This window comes from Brevundimonas sp. DC300-4, from assembly GCF_049897365.1.
Classification (GTDB): domain Bacteria; phylum Pseudomonadota; class Alphaproteobacteria; order Caulobacterales; family Caulobacteraceae; genus Brevundimonas.
In genome coordinates this window covers 633,822-659,205 of record NZ_JAFCWC010000001.1, presented here as the reverse complement: position 1 = coordinate 659,205, position 25,384 = coordinate 633,822, and the positions used below count along the sequence as shown (strand labels likewise).

General features: G+C 65.8%; 38 protein-coding genes. 37 read left to right on the top strand and 1 reads right to left on the bottom strand.

The window, feature by feature from the left end:
- The coding region (locus tag ACP7AZ_RS03440; RefSeq protein ID WP_426036033.1) for an EF-Tu/IF-2/RF-3 family GTPase at positions 1-426 on the top strand (426 nt) is incomplete at its 5' end.
- Positions 427-787: 361 nt separating this feature from the next.
- Complete coding sequence (locus tag ACP7AZ_RS03435) at positions 788-1,546, top strand: hypothetical protein (RefSeq protein ID WP_426036031.1); 759 nt, start codon at positions 788-790, stop codon at positions 1,544-1,546.
- Positions 1,547-1,551: 5 nt separating this feature from the next.
- Here ACP7AZ_RS03435 and ACP7AZ_RS03430 read toward each other — a convergent pair whose 3' ends face one another.
- Positions 1,552-1,716, bottom strand: coding sequence for a hypothetical protein (locus tag ACP7AZ_RS03430; RefSeq protein ID WP_426036029.1), 165 nt, complete (start codon positions 1,714-1,716; stop codon positions 1,552-1,554).
- 155 nt (positions 1,717-1,871) lie between these two features.
- Between ACP7AZ_RS03430 and ACP7AZ_RS03425 the strand changes: the two genes are divergently transcribed.
- The 35 genes from ACP7AZ_RS03425 (at position 1,872) to ACP7AZ_RS03255 (ending at position 25,312) form a co-directional block, all read left to right on the top strand.
- Positions 1,872-3,017 carry a GNAT family N-acetyltransferase gene (locus tag ACP7AZ_RS03425; protein WP_426036027.1) on the top strand — a complete coding sequence of 382 codons (1,146 nt, stop codon included), beginning with the start codon at positions 1,872-1,874 and terminating at the stop codon, positions 3,015-3,017.
- A gap of 11 nt (positions 3,018-3,028) precedes the next feature.
- Positions 3,029-3,952, top strand: coding sequence for a cupin-like domain-containing protein (locus tag ACP7AZ_RS03420; RefSeq protein ID WP_426036025.1), 924 nt, complete (start codon positions 3,029-3,031; stop codon positions 3,950-3,952).
- 256 nt (positions 3,953-4,208) lie between these two features.
- Positions 4,209-5,147, top strand: coding sequence for a GIN domain-containing protein (locus ACP7AZ_RS03415; RefSeq protein WP_426036023.1), 939 nt, complete (start codon positions 4,209-4,211; stop codon positions 5,145-5,147).
- Positions 5,148-5,549: 402 nt separating this feature from the next.
- Complete coding sequence (gene rpsJ, locus ACP7AZ_RS03410) at positions 5,550-5,855, top strand: 30S ribosomal protein S10 (protein ID WP_003164367.1); 306 nt, start codon at positions 5,550-5,552, stop codon at positions 5,853-5,855.
- 22 nt (positions 5,856-5,877) lie between these two features.
- Positions 5,878-6,630, top strand: a complete 753-nt coding sequence (rplC, locus tag ACP7AZ_RS03405; RefSeq protein WP_426036021.1) for a 50S ribosomal protein L3 — start codon at positions 5,878-5,880, stop codon at positions 6,628-6,630.
- The gene (gene rplD, locus ACP7AZ_RS03400) at positions 6,627-7,295 is read left to right on the top strand and encodes a 50S ribosomal protein L4 (RefSeq protein ID WP_426036019.1); all 669 of its coding nucleotides are present in this window, start codon (positions 6,627-6,629) and stop codon (positions 7,293-7,295) included. Before rplC ends, rplD begins: the two co-directional genes overlap by 4 nt.
- Entirely contained in the window at positions 7,295-7,597 is a 303-nt protein-coding gene (locus tag ACP7AZ_RS03395; protein ID WP_298158548.1) for a 50S ribosomal protein L23, read from the top strand. Before rplD ends, ACP7AZ_RS03395 begins: the two co-directional genes overlap by 1 nt.
- A 4-nt stretch (positions 7,598-7,601) precedes the next feature.
- Positions 7,602-8,435, top strand: a complete 834-nt coding sequence (rplB, locus tag ACP7AZ_RS03390; RefSeq protein ID WP_303697160.1) for a 50S ribosomal protein L2 — start codon at positions 7,602-7,604, stop codon at positions 8,433-8,435.
- A gap of 2 nt (positions 8,436-8,437) precedes the next feature.
- A complete protein-coding gene (gene rpsS, locus ACP7AZ_RS03385; RefSeq protein WP_013268924.1) occupies positions 8,438-8,716 on the top strand; it encodes a 30S ribosomal protein S19 in 279 nt (92 codons plus the stop codon).
- Position 8,717: 1 nt separating this feature from the next.
- Positions 8,718-9,098 (top strand): 50S ribosomal protein L22, encoded by a 381-nt coding sequence (gene rplV, locus ACP7AZ_RS03380; protein ID WP_303697161.1) that lies wholly within the window; start codon positions 8,718-8,720, stop codon positions 9,096-9,098.
- Between the two features lies 1 nt (position 9,099).
- Positions 9,100-9,849 (top strand): 30S ribosomal protein S3, encoded by a 750-nt coding sequence (gene rpsC / locus ACP7AZ_RS03375; RefSeq protein WP_303697162.1) that lies wholly within the window; start codon positions 9,100-9,102, stop codon positions 9,847-9,849.
- A gap of 5 nt (positions 9,850-9,854) precedes the next feature.
- Positions 9,855-10,298 (top strand): 50S ribosomal protein L16, encoded by a 444-nt coding sequence (gene rplP / locus ACP7AZ_RS03370; protein ID WP_303697163.1) that lies wholly within the window; start codon positions 9,855-9,857, stop codon positions 10,296-10,298.
- Positions 10,295-10,492 (top strand): 50S ribosomal protein L29, encoded by a 198-nt coding sequence (gene rpmC, locus ACP7AZ_RS03365; RefSeq protein WP_303697164.1) that lies wholly within the window; start codon positions 10,295-10,297, stop codon positions 10,490-10,492. The genes rplP and rpmC overlap by 4 nt, the downstream gene beginning before the upstream one ends.
- A 9-nt stretch (positions 10,493-10,501) precedes the next feature.
- Positions 10,502-10,753 (top strand): 30S ribosomal protein S17, encoded by a 252-nt coding sequence (rpsQ, locus tag ACP7AZ_RS03360; protein ID WP_303697165.1) that lies wholly within the window; start codon positions 10,502-10,504, stop codon positions 10,751-10,753.
- 18 nt (positions 10,754-10,771) lie between these two features.
- Positions 10,772-11,140 (top strand): 50S ribosomal protein L14, encoded by a 369-nt coding sequence (gene rplN / locus ACP7AZ_RS03355; protein ID WP_077354965.1) that lies wholly within the window; start codon positions 10,772-10,774, stop codon positions 11,138-11,140.
- 2 nt (positions 11,141-11,142) lie between these two features.
- Positions 11,143-11,451 carry a 50S ribosomal protein L24 gene (gene rplX, locus ACP7AZ_RS03350; protein ID WP_425990986.1) on the top strand — a complete coding sequence of 103 codons (309 nt, stop codon included), beginning with the start codon at positions 11,143-11,145 and terminating at the stop codon, positions 11,449-11,451.
- Positions 11,451-12,011: a 50S ribosomal protein L5 gene (gene rplE, locus ACP7AZ_RS03345; protein ID WP_303697168.1), complete on the top strand. Its 561-nt coding sequence runs from the start codon at positions 11,451-11,453 to the stop codon at positions 12,009-12,011. The genes rplX and rplE overlap by 1 nt, the downstream gene beginning before the upstream one ends.
- A 19-nt stretch (positions 12,012-12,030) precedes the next feature.
- Positions 12,031-12,336, top strand: coding sequence for a 30S ribosomal protein S14 (gene rpsN, locus ACP7AZ_RS03340; RefSeq protein WP_131249458.1), 306 nt, complete (start codon positions 12,031-12,033; stop codon positions 12,334-12,336).
- A 15-nt stretch (positions 12,337-12,351) separates the two neighbouring features.
- Positions 12,352-12,750, top strand: coding sequence for a 30S ribosomal protein S8 (gene rpsH / locus ACP7AZ_RS03335; RefSeq protein WP_303697169.1), 399 nt, complete (start codon positions 12,352-12,354; stop codon positions 12,748-12,750).
- Positions 12,751-12,752: 2 nt separating this feature from the next.
- A complete protein-coding gene (gene rplF, locus ACP7AZ_RS03330; protein ID WP_426036016.1) occupies positions 12,753-13,286 on the top strand; it encodes a 50S ribosomal protein L6 in 534 nt (177 codons plus the stop codon).
- 3 nt (positions 13,287-13,289) lie between these two features.
- The gene (rplR, locus tag ACP7AZ_RS03325) at positions 13,290-13,652 is read left to right on the top strand and encodes a 50S ribosomal protein L18 (protein ID WP_303697171.1); all 363 of its coding nucleotides are present in this window, start codon (positions 13,290-13,292) and stop codon (positions 13,650-13,652) included.
- An 11-nt stretch (positions 13,653-13,663) separates the two neighbouring features.
- Complete coding sequence (rpsE, locus tag ACP7AZ_RS03320; protein WP_303697172.1) at positions 13,664-14,272, top strand: 30S ribosomal protein S5; 609 nt, start codon at positions 13,664-13,666, stop codon at positions 14,270-14,272.
- A 2-nt stretch (positions 14,273-14,274) separates the two neighbouring features.
- Entirely contained in the window at positions 14,275-14,469 is a 195-nt protein-coding gene (gene rpmD, locus ACP7AZ_RS03315) for a 50S ribosomal protein L30 (RefSeq protein ID WP_425990979.1), read from the top strand.
- Between the two features lie 262 nt (positions 14,470-14,731).
- The gene (gene rplO / locus ACP7AZ_RS03310) at positions 14,732-15,325 is read left to right on the top strand and encodes a 50S ribosomal protein L15 (RefSeq protein WP_426036014.1); all 594 of its coding nucleotides are present in this window, start codon (positions 14,732-14,734) and stop codon (positions 15,323-15,325) included.
- A gap of 117 nt (positions 15,326-15,442) precedes the next feature.
- Positions 15,443-16,822: a preprotein translocase subunit SecY gene (gene secY / locus ACP7AZ_RS03305; protein WP_426036012.1), complete on the top strand. Its 1,380-nt coding sequence runs from the start codon at positions 15,443-15,445 to the stop codon at positions 16,820-16,822.
- Between the two features lie 68 nt (positions 16,823-16,890).
- On the top strand, positions 16,891-17,457 hold the full coding sequence (locus ACP7AZ_RS03300) for an adenylate kinase (RefSeq protein ID WP_426036010.1): 567 nt from the start codon (positions 16,891-16,893) through the stop codon (positions 17,455-17,457).
- Between the two features lie 62 nt (positions 17,458-17,519).
- A complete protein-coding gene (locus ACP7AZ_RS03295; RefSeq protein ID WP_426036008.1) occupies positions 17,520-18,248 on the top strand; it encodes a TonB family protein in 729 nt (242 codons plus the stop codon).
- Positions 18,249-18,319: 71 nt separating this feature from the next.
- The gene (locus ACP7AZ_RS03290) at positions 18,320-20,779 is read left to right on the top strand and encodes a zinc-dependent metalloprotease (protein ID WP_426036006.1); all 2,460 of its coding nucleotides are present in this window, start codon (positions 18,320-18,322) and stop codon (positions 20,777-20,779) included.
- Positions 20,780-20,847: 68 nt separating this feature from the next.
- Entirely contained in the window at positions 20,848-21,603 is a 756-nt protein-coding gene (locus tag ACP7AZ_RS03285; RefSeq protein WP_426036004.1) for a hypothetical protein, read from the top strand.
- Positions 21,604-21,702: 99 nt separating this feature from the next.
- Complete coding sequence (rpsM, locus tag ACP7AZ_RS03280) at positions 21,703-22,071, top strand: 30S ribosomal protein S13 (protein WP_425991014.1); 369 nt, start codon at positions 21,703-21,705, stop codon at positions 22,069-22,071.
- Positions 22,072-22,080: 9 nt separating this feature from the next.
- Positions 22,081-22,470 carry a 30S ribosomal protein S11 gene (gene rpsK / locus ACP7AZ_RS03275; RefSeq protein WP_013268944.1) on the top strand — a complete coding sequence of 130 codons (390 nt, stop codon included), beginning with the start codon at positions 22,081-22,083 and terminating at the stop codon, positions 22,468-22,470.
- A gap of 94 nt (positions 22,471-22,564) precedes the next feature.
- Positions 22,565-23,584, top strand: a complete 1,020-nt coding sequence (locus tag ACP7AZ_RS03270; protein WP_426036002.1) for a DNA-directed RNA polymerase subunit alpha — start codon at positions 22,565-22,567, stop codon at positions 23,582-23,584.
- A gap of 105 nt (positions 23,585-23,689) precedes the next feature.
- Positions 23,690-24,109 carry a 50S ribosomal protein L17 gene (gene rplQ, locus ACP7AZ_RS03265; RefSeq protein ID WP_303695910.1) on the top strand — a complete coding sequence of 140 codons (420 nt, stop codon included), beginning with the start codon at positions 23,690-23,692 and terminating at the stop codon, positions 24,107-24,109.
- Between the two features lie 91 nt (positions 24,110-24,200).
- Positions 24,201-24,662, top strand: a complete 462-nt coding sequence (locus ACP7AZ_RS03260; RefSeq protein WP_426036000.1) for a GNAT family N-acetyltransferase — start codon at positions 24,201-24,203, stop codon at positions 24,660-24,662.
- Positions 24,659-25,312, top strand: coding sequence for a glutathione S-transferase family protein (locus tag ACP7AZ_RS03255; RefSeq protein ID WP_426035998.1), 654 nt, complete (start codon positions 24,659-24,661; stop codon positions 25,310-25,312). Before ACP7AZ_RS03260 ends, ACP7AZ_RS03255 begins: the two co-directional genes overlap by 4 nt.
- Positions 25,313-25,384 lie beyond the last annotated feature (72 nt).

Below are 25,384 nucleotides of genomic sequence, written 5' to 3'. Positions count from 1 at the left end.
ACGACCTGCACGGGCGTGGAAATGTTCCGCAAGCTGCTGGACCAGGGCCAGGCGGGCGATAACGTCGGCGTGCTGCTGCGCGGCACCAAGCGTGAAGACGTCGAGCGCGGCCAGGTCCTGTGCAAGCCGGGCTCCATCACGCCCCACACCAAGTTCGTCGCCGAAGCCTACATCCTGAACAAGGAAGAGGGCGGCCGTCACACCCCGTTCTTCACCAACTACCGCCCGCAGTTCTACTTCCGCACCACGGACGTGACCGGCATCGTTCAGTTGAAGGAAGGCGTCGAGATGATCATGCCCGGCGACAACGCCGAGCTGAACGTCGAACTGATCACCCCGATCGCCATGGACCAGGGCCTGCGCTTCGCCATCCGTGAAGGCGGCCGCACCGTCGGCGCCGGCGTCGTCGCCAAGATCCTCGAGTAGCGAATACGACGGTCCAGCGATGAATTGAGTTGAATGAGGCCCCGCTGGAGCAATCCGGCGGGGCCTTTTTCTTTCCCTTCTCCCCTTGCGGGAGAAGGTGCCCCGCAGGGGCGGATGAGGGGTCACGCTGATGCTCGAAGTCGGCCCAGCCAACCCTCCTGTCAGCCGCCGGTACGACCCCTCATCCGTCAGCCTTCGGCTGCCACCTTCTCCCGCAAGGGGAGAAGGGAACCTGCCATACCCATCAACGGATGGTCCGATTTCCTCAATCGAAACAACACCCGGCTCTATTTAAAGCCCTTATACCCATCACCCCCTGAAACGGCCTCACACTGTCCGGTCCTTTTGCGGAGGCACGGATATGGATGATCAGGCGACAAACACCGGCCGACAGGTCGTTCCTGAGGAGGTCTGGGAGACGGTGAAGGCGGACTATCTCGCCGGTCTGTCGGGGCCCGACTGCTGCCGGCGGCACGGTGTGAGCCTGTCGGCCTTGCGAAACCGGGCGGCTCGCGAGGGTTGGCGGCGCTCGGACCAGCCCTGGATCCCGCCTCAGTCGCTCGATCCCTGGGACGAGGGCCGTATTCTCGAAGAGCGTATTTGCGGAAATCTCGACCTGATCGAATGGGGCGAACTGTCGGGCGTCGCCGAGGGGCGGATGATGCGCGCGGTCCTGCGCGGGGATTCGGCCGAGTTCATGCGCTGGCACAAGGTTGCCGAGATCATCGAGGTCCGCGAGGCCGAACTGCGCCGTTGGGCCGAGGAGGAAGAGGTCCGCAAGTTCCACATCCGCCAGCGCGCCCGCGATATCGAGGCCGAGGAGGCCGAGCCGGACTCTAGGAACTATCTGGACTCTGAATTCGCGGAGAGTCTCGAAGACCAGGGCCCGGTAAGGGGGTTCCACATCACCCGGGATGGCGAGTTGGTGCGCGTGAAGCCACGCGAAGTGGACGACGCGGATTTCTCCTCCCTGTCGGGTAGCGATGGGGAGGTGGACGCGAGCCCTTCGCGAGCGGACGGAGGGGGTCTTCGTGCGGCGAGGACCCCTCCGTCTCCTCCGCTTCGCTCCGAATCCACCTCCCCGTCGCTACGCGACGATGAGAAGACAGGGCCCCGGTAACGCCATTACCCGTTCGGCTTGCCCGTCGCAGGATCCGTCGCCGTCTCGCCGGAGTTGCTCGATCCCTTCGATCCCACGGGTTCGGTCGCGGGCCGCGGCGGCTGGCCGTCGCCGGCTGGGCGCTGGTTCTCGTCCTCGGTCTGGCGCGGCGGTCGGGCGGGGTCGGTCATGCTCAAGCTCCTGATGGCCGACACAACGCCCCAGACGCGCGGCGGCTCCAAGGCAGGCTTTTGTTCACCATGCCATTACACCGTCGCGAAACGGGACGTGGGCTAGACCTGAGACAGGAACGCGCCTTGCTCATGGGCGTGGGTCGGAGACTTGCATGCCCGGAACGCTACATATCGAGGTCGTAAAGGCGGACCAGTTGACGGTCGCGGACCGGGTGCTGTGGCGCGCCATGGTCGAGGCCAACCCCGATCTGTCCAGCCCCTATTTCCGCTGGGAGTTCACCGAGATCGCCGCCCGGATCAGCCCCGACGCCGCCGTGGCGATCTTCAGCCGGGGCGGGCGCACCATCGGCTATTTCCCGCACCAGCGGCGCGGATCGGCGATCCAGCCGCTCGGGGCGCCCATGAATGACTATCACGGCGTCATCGCCATGCCGGGCGAGGCGCCGTCCCTGGCCACCGTCGCGGCCCTGCTGAATGCGCCCCGGCTGAACGTCTCGGCCTGGGTCGGACCGTCGGGCGCGGGCGAACTGCGCGAGACCCTGATGACGGTCACGCCCGAGGAGGGGTTTGACGCCTGGTACGTCGAGCGTCGCCAGACCTGGGGCAAATATTTCAAGGACAAGGAACGGGCGCGCCGTAGCCTCGAGGCGGAGCTGGGGCCGATCCGGGTCCAGCGCGGCCTGACCGATCCGGCGCTGCTGGATCAGCTGATCGGGCTGAAGCGCGACCAGTATGCCCGCACGGGTCGGCACGACATCTTCGCCTGCGGCTGGACGCGTGATCTGCTGCACGCCCTGATGGCCTCGGAGCACGAGGATTTCGGCGCCTCGATGGCGGCGCTGTGGGCCGGGGACAGGCTGACCGCCATCGAATATTCGCTGCACGCCGGCGACCGCTACCATTTCTGGTTCCCGGCCTATGAGCCTGCGCTGGCGCGCTGCTCGCCCGGCATTCTCCTGACTATGGATACGATGCGGCTGGGCTGCGATGCCGGGTTCCGGGTCTTCGACTTCGGCTTCGGCGGCGAGGGCTACAAGAAATATTTCTGCAACGCGACCCAGACGGTGCGCGAGGCGGTGATCGTGAAGCCAGGCGTCGGCTCCATGCTGTCTGACGCGGCCGTGGGCCTCCTGAACACCGCCGCGGGTGGGCAGGGCGAGCGGCTGCGCACCAGCGTGCGGCGTCGCTGGGCCGCCATTGAGGCCTGCGAGACCACATCCGCCAACCGCCTGATGGGTGCGGTCGCCGCCGCCGGCGCGGCCATGAAGAAGGTCAAGAGCGCCCCCCAGGCCGCCTGATCGAGATGAGCATGAGCCAGACCCCCAGCCAGACCCGGCGCACCCGCTATCCCGGCCCGATCGATCAGGCGAAGAAGCACCCGCACGCCCTCGTCGACCAGGGCTTCGCCACCGACGAGGCGCTGGCTCAGATCCTGCACCGCTATCCGGCCGAACTGTTCGACATCAACCTGTACGACTACGACGACGAGGGGCAGGTCAGCCTGCGCACCGGCGCGCGCGGCGGCCTGTCGGGCGACCAGCTTCTGGCGGCGGTCCAGGCCGGGCGTCTGTGGGTCAACCTGCGTCAGGCCGAGGCCGGCTGTCCCGACCTGTGGCAGGCTGCCATGGGCGAGTTCGCCACGATCCAGGCCACCTATCCCGGCATGAAGGCTGTGACCAACGCCGGCCAGCTGATCATCTCGTCGCCGGTCGCTAGGGTGCCCTATCATTTCGACGCCGCCGGGGTGGTGTTGTTCCACCTGCGCGGCCGCAAACGCCTCTTCATCTATCCGGGTGACGAGACCCATCTGCCGGAGACGGCGATGGAGCAGGTCGTGGCCCGCCAGACGACCGAGGAACTGCCCTACACCCGCGCCTTCGAGGCGGACGCCCAGGTCATGGATCTGGAGCCCGGCGAGGCCCTGACCTGGCCGCTCTATGCGCCGCACCGGGTCGAGAATCTCGACAGGTTCTGCGTCAGCCTGTCGATGGATTTCCAGACCTGGCCGACGCGGTTCCGCAACGGGGCCATCTACACCAATGCCGTGATCCGCAGCCGGGGAGGGCGTCCGCGGTTCACCGACGCCATGTCTACACCCGAACTCGCCGCCCGCTGGGCCGCGTCTCTGGCCCTGCGTCGCGTCGGTGGCCTCAAGAGCCGGATCGAGCATTTCGAGCGCGATTTCACCCCTGAAGTCGGCGCGGCCGACGGGGCGGGGGCCTTGCGTGCGTGACAGACTTTTCCCTCCCACTCGGGGGAGGGTGGTCGCGTAGCGAGCGGGTGGGGGCGGCAGAGCGAACGAGTGCAGCCCTGTGCGGGGGGCCTCGCCAAGCCGGCCCCACCCGGTCTCCGCTACGCTTCGACCACCCTCCCCCGAGTGGGAGGGAAAACTTGGGCCCGGATTAATTCGAGGTCATGACGTCGAGTTAAACTGACTTCCGTTCATCCCGGGGTCAGGTTCGCTTCAAGCCTTGGAGAGGAACCACGTCATGAGAGCTTTCGTAACTGCCGCCGCATCCGTCGCCCTGCTGGCCGCCCTCGGCGCCGCAGCCCCGGCCTCGGCCAGGGCCGACCGCGAAGTTCGCATTCGCTACGCCGCCGCGCGCGTGGTGGTGATCGTCGAAAACCGCACCGACATCGCCGTCGAGATCGAGCCGGGCTCGGGCGGCCTGCCCCTGCCGACCGTGACCCGCTCCGGCGACGAGGTCCGCATCAACGGCAACCTCGGCCGTCGCGCCTTCCGCCGCTGCGAAAGCGGCCCCGCCGACGCCCGTCAGCCGGGGGAGGGCGCGTCCGTGGAGGTGCGCGAGCACGGCCGGGTCAACCTGTCCGCCGCTCCCCTGATCGTCGTCCGCACACCGCCCACCGTGGACATCTCCACCGAAGACTCCGCCGTGTTCGGCTCGATCGGTCGCGGCGCGACCTCGATCGAACTGGGCAGCGGCGGTTGCGGCGACTGGACCGTGGCCAACACCGCGGGCTCGGCCGACCTGTCGATCGGTGGATCGGGCAGTATCCGCGCCGGGACCTCGAGCAGCCTGGAAGCCTCGATCGGCGGCTCCGGCAACATCGCGGCCGGGGCGACTGGTAACCTCGACGCCTCCATCGGCGGTTCGGGAACCATCATCGTAGCCAGCGCCACGGGCAAGGTCGACGCCGCCATCGGCGGTTCGGGTGACATCCGTGTCAACGGTGGCAGGCCGAGCGAGGTCGACGCGGCCGTCGGCGGCTCGGGCGACATCACCATCACGGGCGATGCCGGGCCGCTGGACGCTTCCATCGCCGGCTCGGGCAACATCACAGTCACAGGCACAGTCGCCAGCCTGGACGCCAGCTTGGTGGGCGGCGGCGACGTCCGCGTAGGCCGGGTCACGGGCTCGGTCTCCCAATCCGTCATGGGCGGCGGCCGAGTGCGAATCGGCAACTGAGCCTCCTGAACTCAGTCTGCTGACAAGGAGGCGGCCTGGGCGAGTGGAACCGCCCGGGCCGTCTTACTATCAAACGGGAGTTGACCGGCGAACTGCTCGTCTCCGAAACGAGAGAAAGTCGCCCGTAACGGTCCGGGCCGCTTGACCAAAACGGAATCAATCGTCATAAGCGCCAACTCTTGTTGGACTGGCTGTGCGGGAAACCGCAGACGCAGTCCGCAGGAACGACCTCGGACCTGTTCTTTGCAGCGACCTGGGACTTCAACGGCTCTCGCGGGCGACTGCGTGGGCCGATCGTTTTTGCGGACGTGCGTACTCTGAAGGCATTCGTGCCTGAAGGCCTCCGGTCTTTGAAATGGTTCACAGGGACGCAGGTTCGCCTGCTTGGGAAATACGACCGATATGGATCAAAGCATCCGCATCAGGCTCAAGGCCTTCGATCACCGCGTCCTCGACTTTTCGACGCGCGAAATCGTGAATACGGCCAAGCGCACGGGCGCCACTGTACGTGGTCCGATCCCGCTGCCGACCCTGATCGAAAAGTTCACCGTGAACCGCTCGCCGCACGTCGACAAGAAGTCGCGCGAGCAGTTTGAAATCCGCACGCACAAGCGTGTCCTAGACATCGTCGACCCCACCCCGCAGACCGTGGACGCGCTCATGAAGCTCGACCTGTCCGCCGGTGTGGACGTCGAGATCAAGATTTAAAGAAACAAAGGCGGGATCCGATATGCGCACGGGCGTGATCGCCAAGAAGCTGGGCATGACCCGCGTGTTCGCCGAAGACGGCGCGCACGTTCCGGTCACTGTGCTTCAGCTCGACGACTGTCAGGTCGTCGGCCAACGCACTCAGGAGCGGGACGGCTACGTCGCCCTGCAACTGGGCGCCGGGGCCAAGAAGGCAAAAAATACGAATAAGGCTCAACGCACGACCTTCGCCACGGCGGAAGTCGAGCCCAAGCACGTCGTCATGGAGTTCCGCGTGTCGGACGACGCCATGATCGACGTCGGAGCGACCCTCACGGCAGACCACTTCGTGGTCGGCCAGAAGGTCGACATCCAGGGCGAGACGATCGGCAAGGGCTTCCAGGGCGGCATGAAGCGCTGGAACTTCAGCGGTCTGCGGGCGTCGCACGGTGTGTCCGTGTCGCACCGGTCGCTGGGTTCCACCGGCCAACGCCAGGACCCGGGCAAGACGTTCAAGGGCAAGAAGATGGCGGGTCAGCTCGGTAACGAGACGATCACCACCCAGAACCTGACCATCGTCCGTGTCGACGCCGAGCGCGGCCTGATCCTGGTCAAGGGCGCTGTCCCCGGCCACGAGGGCTCGTGGGTCAAGGTTCGCGACGCGCACAAGAAGCCGTCCGCCGACCTGCCGTTCCCCGGCTCGTTCAAGACCAAGGGCGGCGCTGCAGCCGCTCCGGCCGAAACGCCTGCTGAAGAGCCGGCAGCGGTCGAGACCGTCGAAGGCGGTGAAGCATGAAACTTTCGAGCATCAACCTCGACGGCAAGGCCCTGGGCGACGTTGAACTGTCGGACGCCGTTTTCGGCATCACCGACATTCGCGGCGACCTTCTGGCCCGTTACGTCAACTGGCAGTTGGCCAAGCGCCGCGCCGGCACCCACAAGGTTCAAACCCGCAACGAGAACTCTCGTACGGGCAAGAAGATGTACAAGCAGAAGGGCACCGGCGGCGCTCGTCACGGTTCGCGCCGTGCACCGCAGTTCGTCGGCGGTTCGCGCGCCTTCGGCCCGATCGTCCGCGATCACGGCTTCGACCTTCCCAAGAAGGTTCGCGCCCTGGCCCTGCGTCACGCCCTGTCTTCCAAGGCGAAGTCGGGCGACCTGGTCGTCGTCGACGCCCTGACGGTCAAGGACGCCAAGACCGCTGCTCTGCGCGAGACCTTCGGCAAGCTGGGCTGGACCCGGACGCTGATCATCGCCGGTCCCGAAGTCGACGCGAACTTTGCGCTGGCCTCGCGGAACATCCCGCAGATCCACGTGCTGCCGAACGCCGGCCTGAACGTCTATGACATCCTGCGCGCCGACAAGCTGGTCCTCTCGAAGGCCGCCGTCGAAGCCATCGAAGCCCGCTACGCCGACTTCAAGCCGTCGCGTCGCGAGCAAGCCGAGAAGGACGCCGCGTAATGGCTGCCCAACCCACCGCCAAACACTACGACACCATCCTGTCGCCGATCATCACCGAGAAGGCGACGATCCTGTCGGAGCAAAACAAGGTCGTGTTCCGCGTTGCCGGAACCTCGACCAAGGACGAGATCGCAGCTGCGGTCGAAAGCCTGTTCAAGGTCAACGTCCTGAAGGTCAACACCCTGGTTCAAAAGGGCAAGACCAAGCGCTTCCGCGGCATCATGGGCCGTCGGGTCGACATCAAAAAAGCGATCGTGACGCTGGCCGACGGCCAGTCGATCGACGTCACCACGGGGCTCTGATCAGATGGCCTTGAAAACATACAATCCGACTTCGCCGGGCCGTCGCGCCCTTGTGCTGATCGACCGTTCGGAGCTCTTCAAGGGCCGTCCCGAAAAGTCGCTGACCGAAGGCCTGACCAAGTCGGGCGGACGTGGTCAGGGCGGTCGCATCGCTGTTCGCTTCCGCGGCGGCGGCGCCAAGCGCCTGTATCGCAAGATCGACTTCAAGCGTCGTAAGTTCCAGACCGCGACCGTCGAACGGTTGGAGTATGACCCCAACCGCACCGCCTTCATCGCCCTCATCACCTATGAGGACGGCGAAAAGGCCTACATCGTCGCGCCGCAACGCCTGAAGGCGGGCGACACGATCGTGGCCGGCGAAAAGACGGACGTTAAGCCTGGCAACGCCATGCCGCTGCGCTCCATCCCCGTCGGCACTATCATCCACTGCGTGGAGATGAAGCCGGGCAAGGGCGCCCAGCTGGCCCGTTCGGCCGGCGCCTATGCCCAGCTGGTCGGTCGCGATCAGGGCTACGCCCAGATCCGCCTCGGCTCCGGCGAACTGCGCATGGTTCTGGACGGCTGCATGGCCACGGTGGGCGCCGTTTCTAACGCCGACCACATGAACCAGAACATGGGCAAGGCCGGTCGCGTCCGTCACATGGGCTTCCGTCCGCACGTTCGCGGCGTCGCCATGAACCCGGTCGATCACCCCCACGGCGGTGGTGAAGGCAAGACCTCTGGCGGTCGTACCCCGGTTACGCCGTGGGGCAAGGACACCAAGGGTTCGCGCACCCGCAAGAACAAGTCTACGGATCGTTTCATCATCCGTAGCCGTCACCTCAAGAAGGCTCGCTAAAGATGGCTCGCTCCTCCTGGAAAGGCCCGTTTGTCGACGGGTATCTGCTCAAGAAGGCCGACGCCGTTTCGACGTCGGGCCGCAAGGACGTGATCAAGACCTGGTCGCGCCGCTCAACCATCCTGCCGCAGTTCGTGGGCCTGACTTTCGGCGTCCACAACGGTCACAAGCACGTCCCCGTGCATGTGAACGAGGACATGGTTGGCATGAAGCTGGGCGAGTTCTCGCCCACCCGTTCGTTCCCCGGCCACGCCGCGGACAAGAAGGCGAAGCGGAAGTAAGATGCCAAAGACGAACAACACACGCCGCGTCGGTCCGACCGAAGCCCGCGCCAAACTGGTGAACGTCCGGATCAGCCCTCAGAAGCTGAACCTGGTTGCCCAGTCGATCCGTGGTCTGCCGGTGCAAAAGGCGCTGAACGAACTCGAGTTCAGCCGCAAGCGCATCTCGGACGACGTCCGCAAGGTTCTGTATTCGGCGGTTTCGAACGCCGAGAACAACCACAACCTCGATATCGACAACCTGATCGTGTCCGAGGCCTTCGTGGGCAAGAACCTGGTGATGAAGCGTTTCGCGAGCCGTGCTCGTGGCCGCTCGTCGCGTATCCTGAAACCGTTCAGCGAGATCACTATCGTGGTCCGTGAAGCCGGCGAGGCCGCCTGATATGGGTCAGAAAATCAATCCGATCGGTTTCCGCCTCGGCGTGAACCGTACCTGGGACAGCCGCTGGTTCGCCGACGGCCCGACCTACGCCCGTCTGCTGCACCAGGACCTGAAGCTGCGCACGTGGCTCAAGGAACGCCTGAACGCCGCCGGCGTGTCGCGCATCATCATCGAGCGTCCGCACAAGAAATGCCGCGTGACGATCTACGCCGCCCGTCCGGGTGTCGTGATCGGCAAGAAGGGCGCTGACATCGAGAAGCTCCGCAAGGACATCTCCGCCCGTACCGAAGGCGAAGTTCACCTGAACATCGTCGAGGTCCGCAAGCCCGAAACCGACGCCCAGCTGATTGCCGAGAACATCGCCCAGCAGCTGGAACGCCGTATCGCGTTCCGCCGCGCGATGAAGCGCGCCATGCAGTCGGCCATGCGTCTCGGCGCCAAGGGCGTTCGCATCAACGTGTCGGGTCGCCTCGGCGGTGCCGAAATCGCGCGGATGGAATGGTATCGCGAAGGCCGTGTGCCGCTGCACACCCTGCGCGCCGACATCGACTACGGCTTCATTCAGGCCAAGACGACCTACGGCATCATCGGCGTGAAGGTCTGGGTGTTCAAAGGTGAAGTGCTCGAGCACGATCCGATGGCCCAGGACAAGCGCTGGGCTCTGGAAGCCGCCGGTCCGTCGTCCAACGAAGGCCGCGAACGTGGTGGCCCGCGCGGTGACCGTGGTCCCCGCCGTGGCCGTGAGGGCTAGGGAAAATGCTGCAGCCTAAGAAAACCAAGTACCGGAAGGCCTTCAAGGGCCGTATCCACGGCGCCGCCAAGGGTGGCTTCTCGCTGAACTTCGGTTCGTATGGCCTGAAGACGCTTGAGCCGGAACGCATCACTGCGCGTCAGATCGAGGCGGCCCGCCGCGCGATCACCCGCCAGATGAAGCGTCAGGGCCGTGTCTGGATCCGCGTTTTCCCGGACGTTCCCGTCTCGGGCAAGCCTGCCGAAGTCCGCATGGGCAAGGGCAAGGGCGCCGTGGATCACTGGGCGGCGCGCTGCCACCCGGGCCGGATCCTGTTTGAAATCGACGGCGTCGCCGACGACGTGGCTCGCGAAGCCCTGCGTCTGGGCGCCGCCAAGCTGCCGGTCCGCACCAAGGTGGTCACCCGCCTCGACGCCGGCGTCGCCCATGTGGAGCACGTAGGCGCATGACCAAGATCGCCGACCTCCGGGTCCAGACCCCCGATCAGCTGGGCGACCAGCTGCTGTCCCTGAAAAAGGAGCAGTTCAACCTGCGCTTCCAGGCCGCCACCGGCCAGATGGAAAAAACTCACCGCGTTGGTGAAGTGCGCAAAGACATCGCCCGCATCTCGACGCTTCTGCGTGAGAAGCGGTCGGCCTCGTAAGGAAACACTATGCCCAAGCGAATCCTCGAAGGCGTGGTCGTGTCCGACAAAGGCGACAAGACCGTCGTCGTCGTCGTCCAACGCACGCTGCTGCACCCGGTCATGAAAAAGATCGTGCGCCTCTCCAAGAAGTACCACGCCCACGACGAAGCGAACGCCTTCAAGGAAGGTGACATCGCCCGCATCCGTGAGTGCGCCCCGAAGTCCAAGCTGAAGCGCTGGGAGGTCCTCTCGAAGGACACCCCGGCCTCGGCGTCGTAATCAGAGGGATCTGACACTATGATCCAGATGCAAACTAACCTGGAGGTAGCCGATAATTCGGGTGCTCGCCGGGTCATGTGCATCAAGGTGCTCGGCGGCGCTAAGCGTCGCTACGCCTCGGTGGGCGACACTATTGTCGCCTCGGTCAAGGAAGCGATTCCTCGTGGCCGCGTCAAAAAGGGTGAAGTGGTTCGCGCCATCGTCGTGCGCACCGCCAAGGACATCCAGCGCAAGGACGGTTCCGTCATTCGCTTCGACAAGTCCGCCGCCGTCATCGTCAACAAGCAGAACGAGCCGGTCGGCACGCGGATCTTCGGCCCGGTTCCCCGTGAACTGCGCGCCAAGAACCACATGAAGATCATCTCGCTCGCTCCGGAGGTCCTGTAGTCATGGCCGCCAAGATCAAAAAGGGCGATCGCGTCGTCGTCCTCGCCGGCAAGGACAAGGGCCGCACCGGTGAAGTCACCAAGGTGCTGCCGACCGAAAACCGCGTCCTGGTCCAGGGCGTGAACATGGTCCAGCGCCACACGCGTCCGACCCAGGGCGACCCCCAGGGCGGCATCAAGAACAAGGAAGCCACGCTTCACCTGTCGAACGTCGCGATCGCCGACGCCAACGGCAAGGCGAGCCGCGTCGGCTTCCGCATGGAAGGCGACAAGAAGGTTCGCTTCGCCAAGACGACGGGAGACGTCATCTGATGGCCGATACCAAATACACCCCTCGTCTGAAGGACGAGTTCAACACCCGCATCAAGGGCGTGATGACCGAGAAGTTCGGTTACACCAACCCGATGCAGATGCCGCGTCTGGACAAGATCGTCCTGAACATGGGCATCGGTGAAGCCGTCGCCGACTCCAAGAAGGCCAATGCGGCCCTCAAGGATCTGACGGCCATCGCCGGCCAGAAGGCGGTGCCGACCAAGGCCCGTAACTCCATCGCCGGCTTCAAGCTGCGCGAAGGCATGGTCATCGGCGGCAAGGTCACCCTGCGCGGCGACCAGATGTATGAGTTCCTGGACCGTCTGATCACGATCGCCCTGCCGCGCGTGAAGGACTTCCGTGGTCTCAAGCCGACGTCGTTCGACGGTCGCGGCAACTACGCCATGGGGCTAAAGGAACACATCGTGTTCCCCGAGATCAACTACGACCAGATCGACCAGATGTGGGGCATGGACATCATCGTCTGCACCACGGCCAGGACAGACGACGAGGCGCGCGCGCTTCTGACCGAGTTCAAGTTCCCGTTCGTGAAGAACTGAGCGGGAAGGGAAAAGCAAAATGGCAAAGAAAAGCGCCGTAAACCGCAACGAGATGGTGAAAGCCCTTGTTGCGAAGTATGCCGCGAAGCGGGCCGCCCTCAAGGCGACCGCCAACGACGAGAGCCTGCCTCTGGAAGAGCGTTTCGACGCCCGCCTGAAGCTGGCCGAGCTGCCGCGTAACTCGGCCGCCGTCCGGATCCGCAACCGCTGCGAAGTGACGGGCCGTCCGCGGGCCTTCTATCGCAAGCTCAAGATGAGCCGGATCGCGCTGCGCGAACTCGGCAACCTGGGACAGATCCCGGGCCTGACGAAGTCCAGCTGGTAAGGGGAGCGAACAGACATGATGATCAACGATCCCCTGAGCGACATGATCGCTCGCATGAAGAACGCGGCCATGCGCAAGCGTTCCAAAGTGCTCACCCCGGCCTCCCGTCTGCGCCAGCGCGTCCTCGACGTGCTGCAGGACGAAGGCTACATCCGCGGCTATTCGCTGGTTCAGAACCCCGGCGAATTCCCGCAGTTCGAGATCGAGCTCAAGTACTTCGACGGCCAGCCGGTCATCGCCGAGATCGCTCGCGTGTCCAAGCCGGGCCGCCGCGTCTATTCGGCGATCACTGACCTGAAGCCGGTCAAGAACGGTCTGGGCATCTCGATCCTTTCGACTTCAAAGGGTGTCATGTCCGACACCGCAGCCCGCGACGCGAACGTCGGTGGCGAAGTCCTCTGCAGGGTCTACTAAAGATGTCCCGTATCGGAAAACGCACCATCACGGTGCCCAAGGCTGTCACGGTCACCATCGACGGCCAGACCGTCTCGGTGAAGGGTCCCAAGGGCGAACGCTCCTGGACCGTCGCTGACGAGATCGAGGTCAAGTTCGAAGACGGCGAGATCAACCTGGTCGCCCGTAACGACTCGCAACGCGCCAGCGCGATGTGGGGTCTGTCGCGCACTCTGGTCGACAACATGGTCGTCGGCGTCACGGACGGTTTCGAGCGGGTGCTCGAACTGGTCGGCGTCGGTTATCGCGCCGCCCTGAAGGGTTCGGACCTGTCGCTGCAACTGGGCTTCTCGCACGAAGTCGACGTCAAGGCCCCGGCCGGCGTCACCTTCACCGTGCCCAAGCAGACCGAAATCCGCATCTCCGGCAACGACAAGCAGGTCGTCGGCGAACTGGCCGCCAACATCCGCAAGCTGCGTCCCCCCGAGCCCTACAAGGGCAAGGGCGTCCGTTATTCGGGCGAGAAGGTGCGGCGCAAGGAAGGCAAGAAGAAGTAGGTCATGGCAACGACTCTCAAGCAAAAAGCCGTCCGCCGCACCGATCGCAACCGTCGCCGGCTCAAGGCGATGGGCAACGGTCGCCTGCGTCTGTCCGTGCATCGTTCGGACAAGAACATCTCGGCCCAGATCATCGACGATCTCAAGGGGATCACCGTGGCTTCCGCCTCGTCGCTGGAAGGCGACAAGGCCGGGACGTCCAAGGGCTCCAACGTCGAGGCGGCTGCCGCGATTGGCAAGCTGGTCGCCCAGCGCGCCATCGAGAAGGGCGTCACCGATGTGGTCTTCGACCGCGGTGGCTACATCTATCACGGACGGGTGAAGGCGCTGGCGGATGCCGCGCGTGAAGCCGGCCTGAACTTCTAAGGACCGCACAGATGGCGCAAGCACCTCAACGCGGCGGCGGCGGCAACGACCGCAATCGTCGCGACAACCGCAACGGCCCTGCCGCCGACGGTCCGGATTCGGACATCGTCGAAAAGCTGGTCCACATCAACCGCGTCGCGGCCACCGTCAAAGGCGGCCGTCGCTTCTCCTTCGCAGCCCTGATGGTCGTCGGTGACGGCAAGGGACGCGTGGGCTTCGGTCACGGCAAGGCGCGCGAAGTGCCGGAAGCCATCCGCAAGGCGACCGAAGAAGCCAAGAAGACGATGATCCGCGTTCCCCTGCGCGAAAACCGCACCCTGCACCACGATGGCAACGGCCGTTGGGGCGCCGGCAAGATCATGATGCGCGCGGCTCCTCCGGGAACCGGCGTGATCGCGGGCGGTCCGATGCGCGCAGTCCTGGAGACCCTCGGCGTCGCCGACGTGGTCGCCAAGTCCACGGGCTCGTCGAACCCCTACAACATGATCCGGGCGACGTTCGAGGCGCTGAAAGTTCAGTCCTCGCCCCGCCAGGTCGCCTCGAAGCGTGGCAAGAAGGTCTCCGACCTGATGGGCCGCCGCAACGACGGCGCCTCGACGCCTGAAGCCGTGGAGTCCTGAGCATGGCCAAGTCAGAAGCCAAGACGGTCACCGTCAAGCAGACCGGTTCGCCGATCCGCCGCAAGAACGACCAGCGCGCCACCCTGGTGGGCCTGGGTCTGAACCGCATGGGCCGCGAGTCCACGCTGGAAGACACCCCTTCGGTTCGCGGGATGATCGCCAAGGTCGCCCACCTGACCGAGATCGTCGAAAAGTAAGCCGTTTGTATCTCCCTCCCCCTCGGGGGAGGGCAGGTCGCCCTCGGGCGACCGGGTGGGGGCGGCTCGGCGAGCCGCCTTTACTGCTGTCGGGGGAGCCGCTATAGCGCGCGTCCCTTAGAGATTTGGGCCCGGCTCGCCTTGCCGTTCCCACCCGGTCGGCTTCGCCGACCACCCTCCCCGGACGGGGAGGGAGACGACCGAGACCAACAAGCCGAGTCCGCTGATACAGCGGGCGCTAGCACCCGAAAGGATCAGGCACATGAAACTGAACGAAATTCGCGACAACGAAGGCGCCCACAAGAAGCGCATGCGCGTCGGCCGCGGCCCGGGTTCGGGCAAGGGCAAGACCGCCGGTCGCGGCGTCAAGGGCCAGAAGTCCCGTTCGGGCGTCGCCATCGGCGGCTTCGAAGGCGGCCAGATGCCGCTGTACATGCGTATGCCCAAGCGCGGCTTCAACAATCCTAACGCCCTCAAGCTGGCCGAAGTGAACCTGTGGCGCCTGCAGGACGCCATCGACGGCGGCAAGCTGGAGATCAAGGGCGAGATCAAGGGCGACGCCCTGGTCGCCGCCGGCGTGATCCGTCGCGTCAAGGACGGCGTCCGTCTGCTGGGCACCGGCGAGGTCAAGTCCAAGCTGAGCCTGGTCGTCTGGTCGGCCTCGGCCGGCGCCGTGAAGGCGATCGAAGCCGCAGGCGGCTCGGTCGTGCAGGAGCGGATCGCTGCTGAAGCCAAGGCCGCTGCGCGCGTCGAGAAGCGCAACCTCGCCAAGGGCAAGGTTCCGGCTGCCAAGGCCCCGCGCGGCGATGCCAACAAGATCTCGGCTCGCACGACCCGCACGGCCGCCAAGGCTTAACCCAATAAAGCGTGGGGGGCGGTCTCGCTAAGGGGCCGCCCTTCGCCTATCTGGACGAAGGCGTCGGATTCGAAAGCGGATCGGACGCAGCGTACTGACAAGTCGGGGTAACGACATATGGCTTCGGCCGCCGAACAACTCGCCGCCAATATGAACATGGGCTCGTTCGCGAAGGCGACCGAGCTCCACAAGCGTCTGCTGTTCACGCTTGGCGCGCTTCTCGTCTATCGCATCGGTACCTATGTGCCGATCCCGGGCATCAACTCCGCCGCCTTCCTGCAGTTTTTCCAGGATCCGGACGGACAGCGCGGCGTCCTGGACATGTTCAACATGTTCTCGGGCGGCGCCGTGGAACGGATGGCCGTCTTCGCGCTGAATGTGACGCCCTACATCTCGGCCTCGATCATCGTCCAGCTGATGGGCAGTGTGTATCCGCCGTGGGAGAAGCTGAAAAAAGAAGGCGGCGAAAGCGGCCGCAAGCAGCTGAACCAGTACACCCGTTACCTGACCGTGTTCTTGGCTCTGGCCCAGTCGTTCGGCATCGCGGCGGGCCTCAACGCCCAGCCCGGCCTGATTGACGAGCCCGGCATCTTCTTCATCGCCACCACGGTCGTCTCCCTGACGGGCGGCACCATGTTCCTGATGTGGCTGGGTGAGCAGGTGACAGCGCGCGGGGTCGGCAACGGCATCTCGCTGATCATCTTCGCCGGTATCGTCGCGGTTCTGCCGGGCACCGTCGCCCGGATGCTTGGACTGGCCCAGCAGGGTCAGATTTCAGCGTTCGGCCTCCTGTTCCTGGCCGTCCTCGCCGTGGCCACGATCGTCTTCATCGTCTTCATGGAACGCGCCCAGCGCCGTCTTCTGATCCAGTATCCGAAGCGCCAGGAAGGCAACCGGATGGCCGGGGGCGAGCGTTCGTTCCTGCCGCTGAAGGTGAACACCGCCGGGGTCATCCCGCCGATCTTCGCCTCGTCGCTGCTGCTGCTGCCGACCACGGTCGCCCAGATGACCGCCACGGCCGACCTGCCGGCATGGATGAGCTGGCTGCCCTTCGTGACCGCCCAGCTGACCCATGGCCAGCCGCTGTTCATGCTGCTGTATGCCGGCTTGATCATCTTCTTCTGCTTCTTCTACACCTCGATCACCTTCAACCCTGAAGACACGGCCGAGAACCTGAGGAAGTACGGTGGCTTCCTGCCGGGCATCCGTCCGGGCAAGCGCACGGCGGAATATCTGGACTACGTCCTGACCCGCCTGACCGTGATCGGCGCTGCCTACATCACGGCCGTCTGCCTCCTGCCGGAATTGATGGTCGCCCAGATGGGCAACAGTCTGTACTTCGGCGGCACCTCGATCCTGATCGTCGTGTCGGTGACCATGGACACCGTGGCTCAGATCCAGTCTCAACTGCTGGCTCACCAGTACGAAGGCCTGATCAAGAAGGCCCGACTGCGGGGTCGTGGCGGCCGAGGCGCGCCTACGCCCGTTCGCCGCTAAGCCAGCATTGTGATGGGCTGTCGCGCATTGCGTGATTTGGGCCCGAGCGCCCGGGGAGGGGCCTGAACATGAACCTGATCCTGTTCGGGCCCCCTGCGGCCGGCAAGGGCACCCAGGCCAAGCGGCTGGTCGAGCAGCGCGGCATGGTCCAGCTGTCGACCGGCGACATGTTGCGCGAGGCGATCGCATCCGGCTCGGAACTGGGTCAGCAGTGCAAGGAGATCATGGCGCAAGGCGGTCTGATCGCCGACGACATCGTCATCGCCCTGATCGAGGCCCGACTGAAGGAAGCCGAAGACGCCGGAGGCGCAATTTTCGACGGCTTCCCGCGCACGATCGCCCAGGCCGAGGCGCTCGACGCCATGTTGGCCAAGATGGGCAAGCAGATCGATCGGGTTGTCCGCCTCAAGGTCGATGACGCAGCCCTGACGGATCGGATTTCCAAACGCTTCGCCGAACAAGGCCGTCCGGACGACAATCCGGAGAGCTTCAAGGTTCGTCTGGACGCCTACAACCGCAACACCGCGCCCCTGCTGCCCTACTACGGCGACAAGGGATTGCTGACCGAGGTTGATGGCATGGGCTCGATCGAGACGGTGGCTATTGCCATCGACACCGCACTCGACGCGTCCTGATCTGAACCGGAGCTGAGCCTTCGGCATTCCTGCGCGTTCAGCCGGGCATGGTAGAAGCGGCCGTGTTACATCCTCCATCCTCTCCGCGAGCCCGCAGTGCGGCCCGGGCCGGCGCCGTGGCGCTGGTCGTCCTGGTCCATGCCGGCCTGTTCGCCGCCGTCGGCATGGGACAGGTTGAGTCGATCGATGTGCCCATGCGCACGCCGATCGACGTCGAGCTGTTCCGCCCCATCACACCTCCGCCGCCTCCGCCTCCCGCGCTGGTCGAGGTCGCTCCCGGCGGCGGCGCGCCCGCAGCGCCGTCCCGCGTCCATGTCACGCCCAAGCCTCCCGAGGTTCCGCCCGAACTGCCCGTCGCCCCGCCGACGCCCGCGGCCGCTCCGACGCTGGTCGTCGGAGCCTCGCCTACCGCCAGTCTGAACTCAGGCCTCGGTCAGGGCGGGCAGGGGACCGGGACGGGATCAGGAACGGGCGAAGGAGACGGGCCGGGCTCGGGCTCGGGGCCGATCATCCTGCGAGGCGCCTCGAATGGTGAGATCCTGGCCTTCGTGCCGCCCGAAGCCCGGCGACAGCGGCGGTCGGGCCGAAGCGCGGTCAACTGTGTGATCCGCGCCGACACCCGACTCGAGGGCTGCCGGGTCGTCGATGAATCTCCCGGCGGCTTCGGCTTCGGTGAGGCCGCCGTCCGGATCGCCGAGACCCATTTCCGCTTCCGCCCGCCGACGACGGCATCGGGACGGCCGGTGGACGGGTTCCGCGTGACGGTCACGGTCAACTTCGGCCGCCAGTAGAGCCCCGGCGGTTTGACACCCGCTCCCCAATCACCCCCAGATGGGGCGCAGATTTTGCGTTGGGGGCGACCATGACTTTCAGGTTCGGCGGGACGGCGACGGCGATCGCTCTGGTATTGACCATGGGCGGCATGGCCCCTTCGGTCGTGATCGCCCAAACGACCCCCGTGAGCTATGCCGAGAGTGTCGAGGGCCTGACGCGGCAGGACGGCCTCCTGACCCTGTTCACCGATGCGGCGTCCGGCAAGCTTCTGCTGCAACTGCCCGCGCCCGGAGCGGACGGGACTCTGGCGCGCGTTATCCATCACACGGCGTTGCGAACCGGCGTCGGCTCGGCCGTAACCGGGCTGGACCGGGCACAGATCGGGGCGACCAACATCCTTGTCTTCCGCCGTGTCGGCAAACGCGTCGTCGCCGAATTCGAGAACCCCCGCTATCGCGCGCCGGCGGGCTCGGCCGAGGAGCAGGCGGCGGCGCGCGACGCCTTCGTCGGCTCGACCATCTGGGCGGGGGACGTGGTCGCCACGGCGCCCGACGGTTCTGTCCTCATCGACATCTCCGGTTTCGTGACCCGCGACGCCCACGGCATCGTCCAGGGGCTGGCAGGGCAGGGGACGCTGCGTCCCGTCGCCGACCTGACGATGGTCGATGCGTCGCAGGCGAAGTCCTTCCCCGACAATGTCGAGATGGAGGCCCGGCTGACCTTCTCCGTCGATGGCCCCGGCCCGGTGCTGCGCCAGATCGCGCCGGATGCTCGGCTGGTGACTTTCACCGTGCGCCACAGTTTCATCCGCCTGCCCGACGCTGGCTATGCGCCGCGCCCCTATGATCCGCGCACCGGTGCGATCAGCACTATCGTGACCGACTTCTCCGCGCCGCTGGACGAGCCGATTGTCAGCCGCCTCGCCAACCGCTTCCGGCTGGTGAAGACCGATCCGTCTGCGGCCCGTTCGACCGTGGTCGAGCCCATCGTCTTCTACGTCGACCGCGCCGCGCCCGAGCCGATCCGCTCGGCCCTGGTCGAGGGGGCCATGTGGTGGGCCGACGCCTTCGACCGAGCCGGCTATATCGACGCCTTCCGCGTCGAGGTCCTGCCCGAGGGCGTCGATCCGCTCGACGCCCGCTACAACGTCATCAACTGGGTCAACCGCGCGACGCGCAGCTGGTCCTACGGCCAGAGCGTCGTCGATCCGCGCACGGGCGAGATCGTCAAGGGCAGCGTTCTTCTGGGTTCCCTCCGCATCCGCCAGGACATGCTGATCTTCGAAGGTCTCGTCGGCGCCGGCCAGACCGGCGCGGGCGGCCCCAACGATCCGCAGGCCATTGCGCTCGCCCGCATTCGCCAGCTGTCGGCGCACGAGGTGGGCCACGCCATAGGCCTGCTGCACAATTTCGCCGCCTCGACGCAGGATCGAGCCTCGGTGATGGACTATCCGGTTCCCCAGGTCGCGGTGAACGGTGACCGCCTGGACTTCACGGACGCCTATTCGGTCGGCATGGGCGGCTGGGACCGGTTCGCCATCGACTGGCTCTACGCCGATGTCAGTCCGGCTGAACTGGACCGCCGGGCCGCAGCAGGGGCGGCGACCTGGCGTTTCGTGTCCGATCCGGACGCCCGTATTGGCGGCGATGCCCAGGCCTGGGGCAGTTTGTGGGACAACGGCGCCGACCCCGTCGCCGAACTGGATCACCTGATGCAGGTCCGCCGGGTCGCCCTGGAACATTTCGGACTCGACAACCTGCCCGCCGGCTCGGCCGTCAATGATCTGAGGCGGCGGCTGGTGCCGATCTATCTGTATCACCGCTACCAGGTCGACGCGGTGGCCAAGCTGGTGGCGGGCGTGGACTATGCCTACCCCATCGTCGGCGACGGGCATGAAGCGGCGACGGCGGTTCCGGCCGCGATCCAGCGCGCGGCCCTGGCGGGCCTGATCGGGACCCTGTCGCCCGCTGAACTCGACCTGCCTGACCCGCTTCTGGCCCTGCTGGCGGCCCAGCAGTCGGGCGATAGCGACCCGCAGCACGACATCGAGGTCTTCGCCTCGCGCCAGGGCCGGAACTTCGACGCCGGCAGCGCGGCGGAGGCGGCGGCGGACGTCACCCTCCAGGCCCTGTTCGCGCCCCAACGCGTCGAGCGGCTCACAGACATGGGGCGCCGCGATCCGGCCGCCCTGGGTCTCGCCGAGACGATCGACAGCCTGACCACGGCCGTGTTCGCGCCCGCTCCCGGTCGCCTTGGCGAGCCCGCGCGCCGTGTCCAGGCTCGCACGGCCCTGACCCTGGCCGGTCTGCTGCGGTCCGGTGCGGTGTCGGCGACCACGGCCGCCGTGGTCGCCGACCGGCTGGAAACGCTGGCCGGGCGTCTGGCGGCCTCCCGCGCCGCTGATCCGGTGCAGCGGGCGCACGACCGCTGGCTCGGCGCCCTGCTGCAGGATCGCGAACGCCTGGATCAACTGCTGGAGGCAAACCGGGTCGAGACTCCCACGCCACCGGGCAGCCCGATAGGTGCGGAGGCCTGTTGGCACTGCTGACCGGGGACTTGACCGTCTCGCCGCCGAGATCCAGCATCCGGCGTTCTCGGAATTAAGGGACGGGCGCGATGAACGGCGGCGCGGCGGTCAACGGGGCGGTCAATGTCGAGCGTCGCAGGCGAGCCGCAATCGGCGCCGCCGTGACGGCCCTTCACGTCGCCGTGCTGATCTGGCTGGGCGTCAGTGTGGTTCCCGTCCTCCCGGAGGTGACGACCCGGGCATTCGACGTTGTCCTGATGCGACCCGCGATGAAGCCGAACCCCGATTCCGACAGTCCGACCTCCAGTGGCGGCGCGGCCTCCGCACCCTCGACCCTCCATCTTGCGCCCGAACCCCGTCTGGATGCGGTGGAGCTGACCGCACCTATTGAACCCGCGCCCCTCCAGCCTCTGGTGCTGGGCTTCGCGCCCCTGATCAGCCCGTCGTCATCGGCGGGGGCGGGGACGGTAAGCGGCGACGGCATAGGGGCCGGACCAGGGCCTGGTGCGGCCGGGAGCAGGGATGCGGTCCTCATCGAGGGACCCGCCGGCGCGGTCATCACCCAGGACGTGCAGTCGGCCGCGTTGGTGCAAGCCGGTCAGTCTCATGTCATTCTGCGTTGCCGGATACGTCTAGATCAGCGGCTGACGGGTTGCCGCGTGATAGGAGAGCATCCGCGCCCCTCCGGCTATCGCAGAGCCGCCCTCCTGCGATCGCGCGAGTTTCGCTTTCTGCCACCACAGCAGGGTGGGCGACCCGTCGATGGACGCTGGAAAATCGTCGCCATCGCGTTTCCGGCTGCCCCCGAGGCGGAACCCGTCACAGCGCTGGTTGACGGAAGCTGAATCACCTGTATAAAGTCGGCTTCCGCGAAAGACGCGCACGCTCCTGGTCTGTTGACCGGAGCGGTTTCTGCGTCTGATCATGCGCATCTGGAGAGCTACGTGGCCCGTATTGCTGGCGTCAACATCCCGACCAACAAGCGCGTGGAAATCGCGCTTCAGTACATTCACGGCATCGGCCCCGCCGCCGCCAAGGACATTGTGGGCAAGGTGGGCATCGAAGCCGCCCGCCGCGTCAACCAACTGACGGACGCCGAAGTCCTGCAGATCCGCGAGACCATCGACAAGGATCACACCGTCGAGGGCGACCTGCGCCGCGAGACGTCGATGAACATCAAGCGTCTGATGGACCTGGCCTGCTACCGCGGCCTGCGTCACCGCAAGGGCCTGCCGGTCCGCGGCCAGCGCACGCACACCAACGCCCGCACCCGCAAGGGTCCCGCCAAGCCGATCGCCGGCAAGAAGAAGTAAGACAGACACATGGCCAAGGAACCGGGTCGCGTAAAGAAGCGCGAGCGCAAGAACATCACCTCGGGCGTCGCCCACGTGAATGCGTCTTTCAACAACACCATGATCACGATCACGGATGCCCAGGGCAACGCGATCTCGTGGTCGTCGGCGGGTCACATGGGCTTCAAGGGTTCGCGCAAATCTACGCCCTACGCCGCCCAGATGGCCGCCGAAGACGCCGGCAAGAAGGCCCAGGAACACGGCGTCAAGACGCTGGAAGTCAACGTCTCGGGTCCGGGTTCCGGTCGTGAGTCGGCGCTCCGCGCCCTGCAGTCGGTCGGCCTGACCATCACGACCATCCGCGACGTCACGCCGATGCCGCACAACGGTTGCCGTCCGCCCAAGCGCCGCCGCGTCTAAGCGAACACCGCCTACGCCGACCCTATTCTCCGCCGGCCCTGGACGCACCTGACGAGGTAGCGAGGGGCCGGCGAACTCCATTCGAGGGACACCCATGATCGAACGAAACTGGCAAGAACTGATTCGTCCCGAGAAGCCGCAAATCGAATTCGGCTCTGACGCCCAGCGCAAGGCGCGCCTGGTGGCCGAGCCCCTCGAACGCGGTTTCGGCGTGACGCTTGGCAACGCCCTGCGCCGCGTGCTCCTGTCGTCGCTGCAAGGCGCCGCTGTCACCGCTATCCAGATCGACGGCGTCGTGCACGAATTCTCGTCGCTGGAAGGCGTGCGTGAGGACGTCGTCGACATCGTGCTGAACATCAAGCAACTGGCGCTGCGCATGCACGCCGAGGGCCCCAAGCGCATGACGCTGAAGGCCACCGGCCCAGGCCCGGTCACCGCCGGCCAGATCGACGTCCCTGCGGATATCGAGGTGCTGAACCCGAACCACGTCATTTGCACGCTCGATGACGGCGCTTCGGTGCGCATGGAACTGACCGTCCAGAACGGCAAGGGCTATGTCGCTTCGGAGTTCAACCGTCCGGAAGACGCCCCGATCGGCCTGATCGCCGTCGACGCCCTGTATTCGCCGGTCAAGCGCGTCGCCTATCGCGTCGAGCCAACCCGTCAGGGTCAGTCGCTGGACTATGACAAGCTGGTGCTGGAAGTCGAAACCAACGGCGCCGTGTCGCCTGTGGACGCCGTGGCCTACGCCTCGCGCATCCTGCAGGACCAATTGCAGATCTTCATCACCTTCGACGAGCCGAAGAAGGCTGTGGAAGCGACTGACGGCAAGCCCGATCTGCCGTTCAACCCGGCCCTGCTGAAGAAGGTCGACGAGCTGGAACTTTCGGTGCGTTCGGCCAACTGCCTGAAGAACGACAACATCGTCTACATCGGCGACCTGATCCAGAAGACCGAGGGCGAAATGCTTCGCACCCCGAACTTCGGCCGTAAGTCGCTGAACGAGATCAAGGAAGTGCTGACCTCCATGGGTCTGTCGCTCGGCATGGATGTGCCGAACTGGCCCCCGGAAAACATCGAAGACCTCGCCAAGAAGTTTGACGACCAAATCTAGTTTCAACCCTCCGCCCGGACCGTTTGTTGGTCATTGGAGCGGTTAGAATAATGCGGTCACGGGTCCGGTAAGACGGAAACCAGGGCCGGAGTAGGAGAGACCCCGATGCGCCACGGCGCCGCCTATCGCAAGCTCGGCCGTACGGCCAGCCACCGGACCGCCATGTTCGCCAACATGGCTGCGTCTCTGATCAAGCACGAGCAGATCACGACCACACTGCCCAAGGCCAAGGAGCTTCGCCCCTTCGTCGAAAAGCTGGTCACGCTCGGCAAGAAGGGCGACCTTCATGCGCGTCGTCAGGCCATCAGCCACGTCCGTGACGTGACCCAGGTCGGCAAGCTGTTCGAAACGATCGGCCCGCGCTACGCCGAACGCAACGGCGGCTATATCCGCATCATGAAGGCCGGCTATCGCCACGGCGACAACGCCCCGATGGCCGTGATCGAGTTCGTCGATCGCGACGTCGACGCCAAGGGCCTGGACTCTGGTCCGGTCTATGCGATCGAGGGCGACGACGAAGCGTAAGCTTCGACGCCACGGTTGAGCTATTGAAAGGGCGGCCCGAGCGATCGGGCCGCTCTTTTGCTTTTTCGCGCGCCGGTGCACGGTAAGGCTGATGAGCATCGAAATCCTCCCTTACCGCCCAGATCACGCCGCCGCCTGGATCGCCCTCAACGAATACTGGATTCTGGACGGTGGCTACGCCATCGAGGCCAAGGACCGGCTCGTGCTCGACGATCCGGACGGGTCGATCCTGTCCGGGGGCGGCGTGATCTTCATCGCCGAGCGGGATGGTGAGGCGATCGGCTGCTGCTCGCTGATACTCATGCCGGACGGCGGCTACGAGGTCGGCAAGATGGCTGTGGCGGCGGACGGCCAGGGCCTCGGCCTCGGGCGTCGACTGCTGGACGCCTGCGCGGCCCACGCCCGGTCGGCCGGCGCGCCGCGCCTCTATCTCGAGACCAACAGCGCCCAGACGCATGCCATCGCTCTGTATCGCAGGTTCGGCTTCGTCGATCTGCCGCCGCAACCGACTCCCTATGCCCGCTGCAATGTCTGGATGGAGAAACGCCTTTGACCGACCTCGTTCTCTACAGCCACCCGTTCTCGTCCTACTGCCAGAAGGCCATCGTCGCCTTCTACGAGAAGGACCTGCCGTTCGAGCAGCGGATGCTGGAAGACCAAGGCGCGATGGTCGAACTCGCGGCGTTATGGCCCTTCGGTCAGTTCCCGGTGCTGAAGGACGGCGACCGCCGCTTCGCCGAGGCCTCGATCATCATCGAGCGGCTGGACCAGATCGCCCCCGCAACCCCTTTGATCCCGGCTGATCCCGCCCTGGCGCTGGAGACGCGGTTCATGGACCGGGTGTTCGACAACCACGTCCAGTCGAACCAGCAGAGGATCATCTACAACGCCCTGCGGCCCGAGGCCGATCGGGACCCCATCGCTGAGGCCGAGGCGCGGGCGAAACTGGAGACCGCCTACGCCTGGCTCGACGACGTCATGGCCGACCGGACCTGGGCGGCGGGCGAGGTTTTCACCCTGGCCGACTGCGGCGCGGCGCCGGGCCTGCTCTACGCCCACTGGACCCATGCGATCCCCGAGAACCACATCCATCTATGGGCCTATCGCCGTCGCCTGCTGGCCCGGCCGTCCTATGCGCGGGCGCTCGATGAGGCACGGCCATATCGCAACTATTTCCCTCTCGGCGCTCCCGACCAGGACTAACCCAGGGCGCAGTAGAAGACGGCCGCCCAGATCGCGACGGCGGCCACGACATAGAGGATGCGGTCCCAGAGG

Coding starts and splice junctions, on each gene's coding strand:
- ACP7AZ_RS03435 (WP_426036031.1), top strand. CDS start 788: ATGGATGATCAGGCGACAAACACCGGCCGACAGGTCGTTCCTGAGGAG.
- ACP7AZ_RS03430 (WP_426036029.1), bottom strand. CDS start 1,716: ATGACCGACCCCGCCCGACCGCCGCGCCAGACCGAGGACGAGAACCAG.
- ACP7AZ_RS03425 (WP_426036027.1), top strand. CDS start 1,872: ATGCCCGGAACGCTACATATCGAGGTCGTAAAGGCGGACCAGTTGACG.
- ACP7AZ_RS03420 (WP_426036025.1), top strand. CDS start 3,029: ATGAGCCAGACCCCCAGCCAGACCCGGCGCACCCGCTATCCCGGCCCG.
- ACP7AZ_RS03415 (WP_426036023.1), top strand. CDS start 4,209: ATGAGAGCTTTCGTAACTGCCGCCGCATCCGTCGCCCTGCTGGCCGCC.
- rpsJ (WP_003164367.1), top strand. CDS start 5,550: ATGGATCAAAGCATCCGCATCAGGCTCAAGGCCTTCGATCACCGCGTC.
- rplC (WP_426036021.1), top strand. CDS start 5,878: ATGCGCACGGGCGTGATCGCCAAGAAGCTGGGCATGACCCGCGTGTTC.
- rplD (WP_426036019.1), top strand. CDS start 6,627: ATGAAACTTTCGAGCATCAACCTCGACGGCAAGGCCCTGGGCGACGTT.
- ACP7AZ_RS03395 (WP_298158548.1), top strand. CDS start 7,295: ATGGCTGCCCAACCCACCGCCAAACACTACGACACCATCCTGTCGCCG.
- rplB (WP_303697160.1), top strand. CDS start 7,602: ATGGCCTTGAAAACATACAATCCGACTTCGCCGGGCCGTCGCGCCCTT.
- rpsS (WP_013268924.1), top strand. CDS start 8,438: ATGGCTCGCTCCTCCTGGAAAGGCCCGTTTGTCGACGGGTATCTGCTC.
- rplV (WP_303697161.1), top strand. CDS start 8,718: ATGCCAAAGACGAACAACACACGCCGCGTCGGTCCGACCGAAGCCCGC.
- rpsC (WP_303697162.1), top strand. CDS start 9,100: ATGGGTCAGAAAATCAATCCGATCGGTTTCCGCCTCGGCGTGAACCGT.
- rplP (WP_303697163.1), top strand. CDS start 9,855: ATGCTGCAGCCTAAGAAAACCAAGTACCGGAAGGCCTTCAAGGGCCGT.
- rpmC (WP_303697164.1), top strand. CDS start 10,295: ATGACCAAGATCGCCGACCTCCGGGTCCAGACCCCCGATCAGCTGGGC.
- rpsQ (WP_303697165.1), top strand. CDS start 10,502: ATGCCCAAGCGAATCCTCGAAGGCGTGGTCGTGTCCGACAAAGGCGAC.
- rplN (WP_077354965.1), top strand. CDS start 10,772: ATGATCCAGATGCAAACTAACCTGGAGGTAGCCGATAATTCGGGTGCT.
- rplX (WP_425990986.1), top strand. CDS start 11,143: ATGGCCGCCAAGATCAAAAAGGGCGATCGCGTCGTCGTCCTCGCCGGC.
- rplE (WP_303697168.1), top strand. CDS start 11,451: ATGGCCGATACCAAATACACCCCTCGTCTGAAGGACGAGTTCAACACC.
- rpsN (WP_131249458.1), top strand. CDS start 12,031: ATGGCAAAGAAAAGCGCCGTAAACCGCAACGAGATGGTGAAAGCCCTT.
- rpsH (WP_303697169.1), top strand. CDS start 12,352: ATGATGATCAACGATCCCCTGAGCGACATGATCGCTCGCATGAAGAAC.
- rplF (WP_426036016.1), top strand. CDS start 12,753: ATGTCCCGTATCGGAAAACGCACCATCACGGTGCCCAAGGCTGTCACG.
- rplR (WP_303697171.1), top strand. CDS start 13,290: ATGGCAACGACTCTCAAGCAAAAAGCCGTCCGCCGCACCGATCGCAAC.
- rpsE (WP_303697172.1), top strand. CDS start 13,664: ATGGCGCAAGCACCTCAACGCGGCGGCGGCGGCAACGACCGCAATCGT.
- rpmD (WP_425990979.1), top strand. CDS start 14,275: ATGGCCAAGTCAGAAGCCAAGACGGTCACCGTCAAGCAGACCGGTTCG.
- rplO (WP_426036014.1), top strand. CDS start 14,732: ATGAAACTGAACGAAATTCGCGACAACGAAGGCGCCCACAAGAAGCGC.
- secY (WP_426036012.1), top strand. CDS start 15,443: ATGGCTTCGGCCGCCGAACAACTCGCCGCCAATATGAACATGGGCTCG.
- ACP7AZ_RS03300 (WP_426036010.1), top strand. CDS start 16,891: ATGAACCTGATCCTGTTCGGGCCCCCTGCGGCCGGCAAGGGCACCCAG.
- ACP7AZ_RS03290 (WP_426036006.1), top strand. CDS start 18,320: ATGACTTTCAGGTTCGGCGGGACGGCGACGGCGATCGCTCTGGTATTG.
- ACP7AZ_RS03285 (WP_426036004.1), top strand. CDS start 20,848: ATGAACGGCGGCGCGGCGGTCAACGGGGCGGTCAATGTCGAGCGTCGC.
- rpsK (WP_013268944.1), top strand. CDS start 22,081: ATGGCCAAGGAACCGGGTCGCGTAAAGAAGCGCGAGCGCAAGAACATC.
- ACP7AZ_RS03270 (WP_426036002.1), top strand. CDS start 22,565: ATGATCGAACGAAACTGGCAAGAACTGATTCGTCCCGAGAAGCCGCAA.
- rplQ (WP_303695910.1), top strand. CDS start 23,690: ATGCGCCACGGCGCCGCCTATCGCAAGCTCGGCCGTACGGCCAGCCAC.
- ACP7AZ_RS03260 (WP_426036000.1), top strand. CDS start 24,201: ATGAGCATCGAAATCCTCCCTTACCGCCCAGATCACGCCGCCGCCTGG.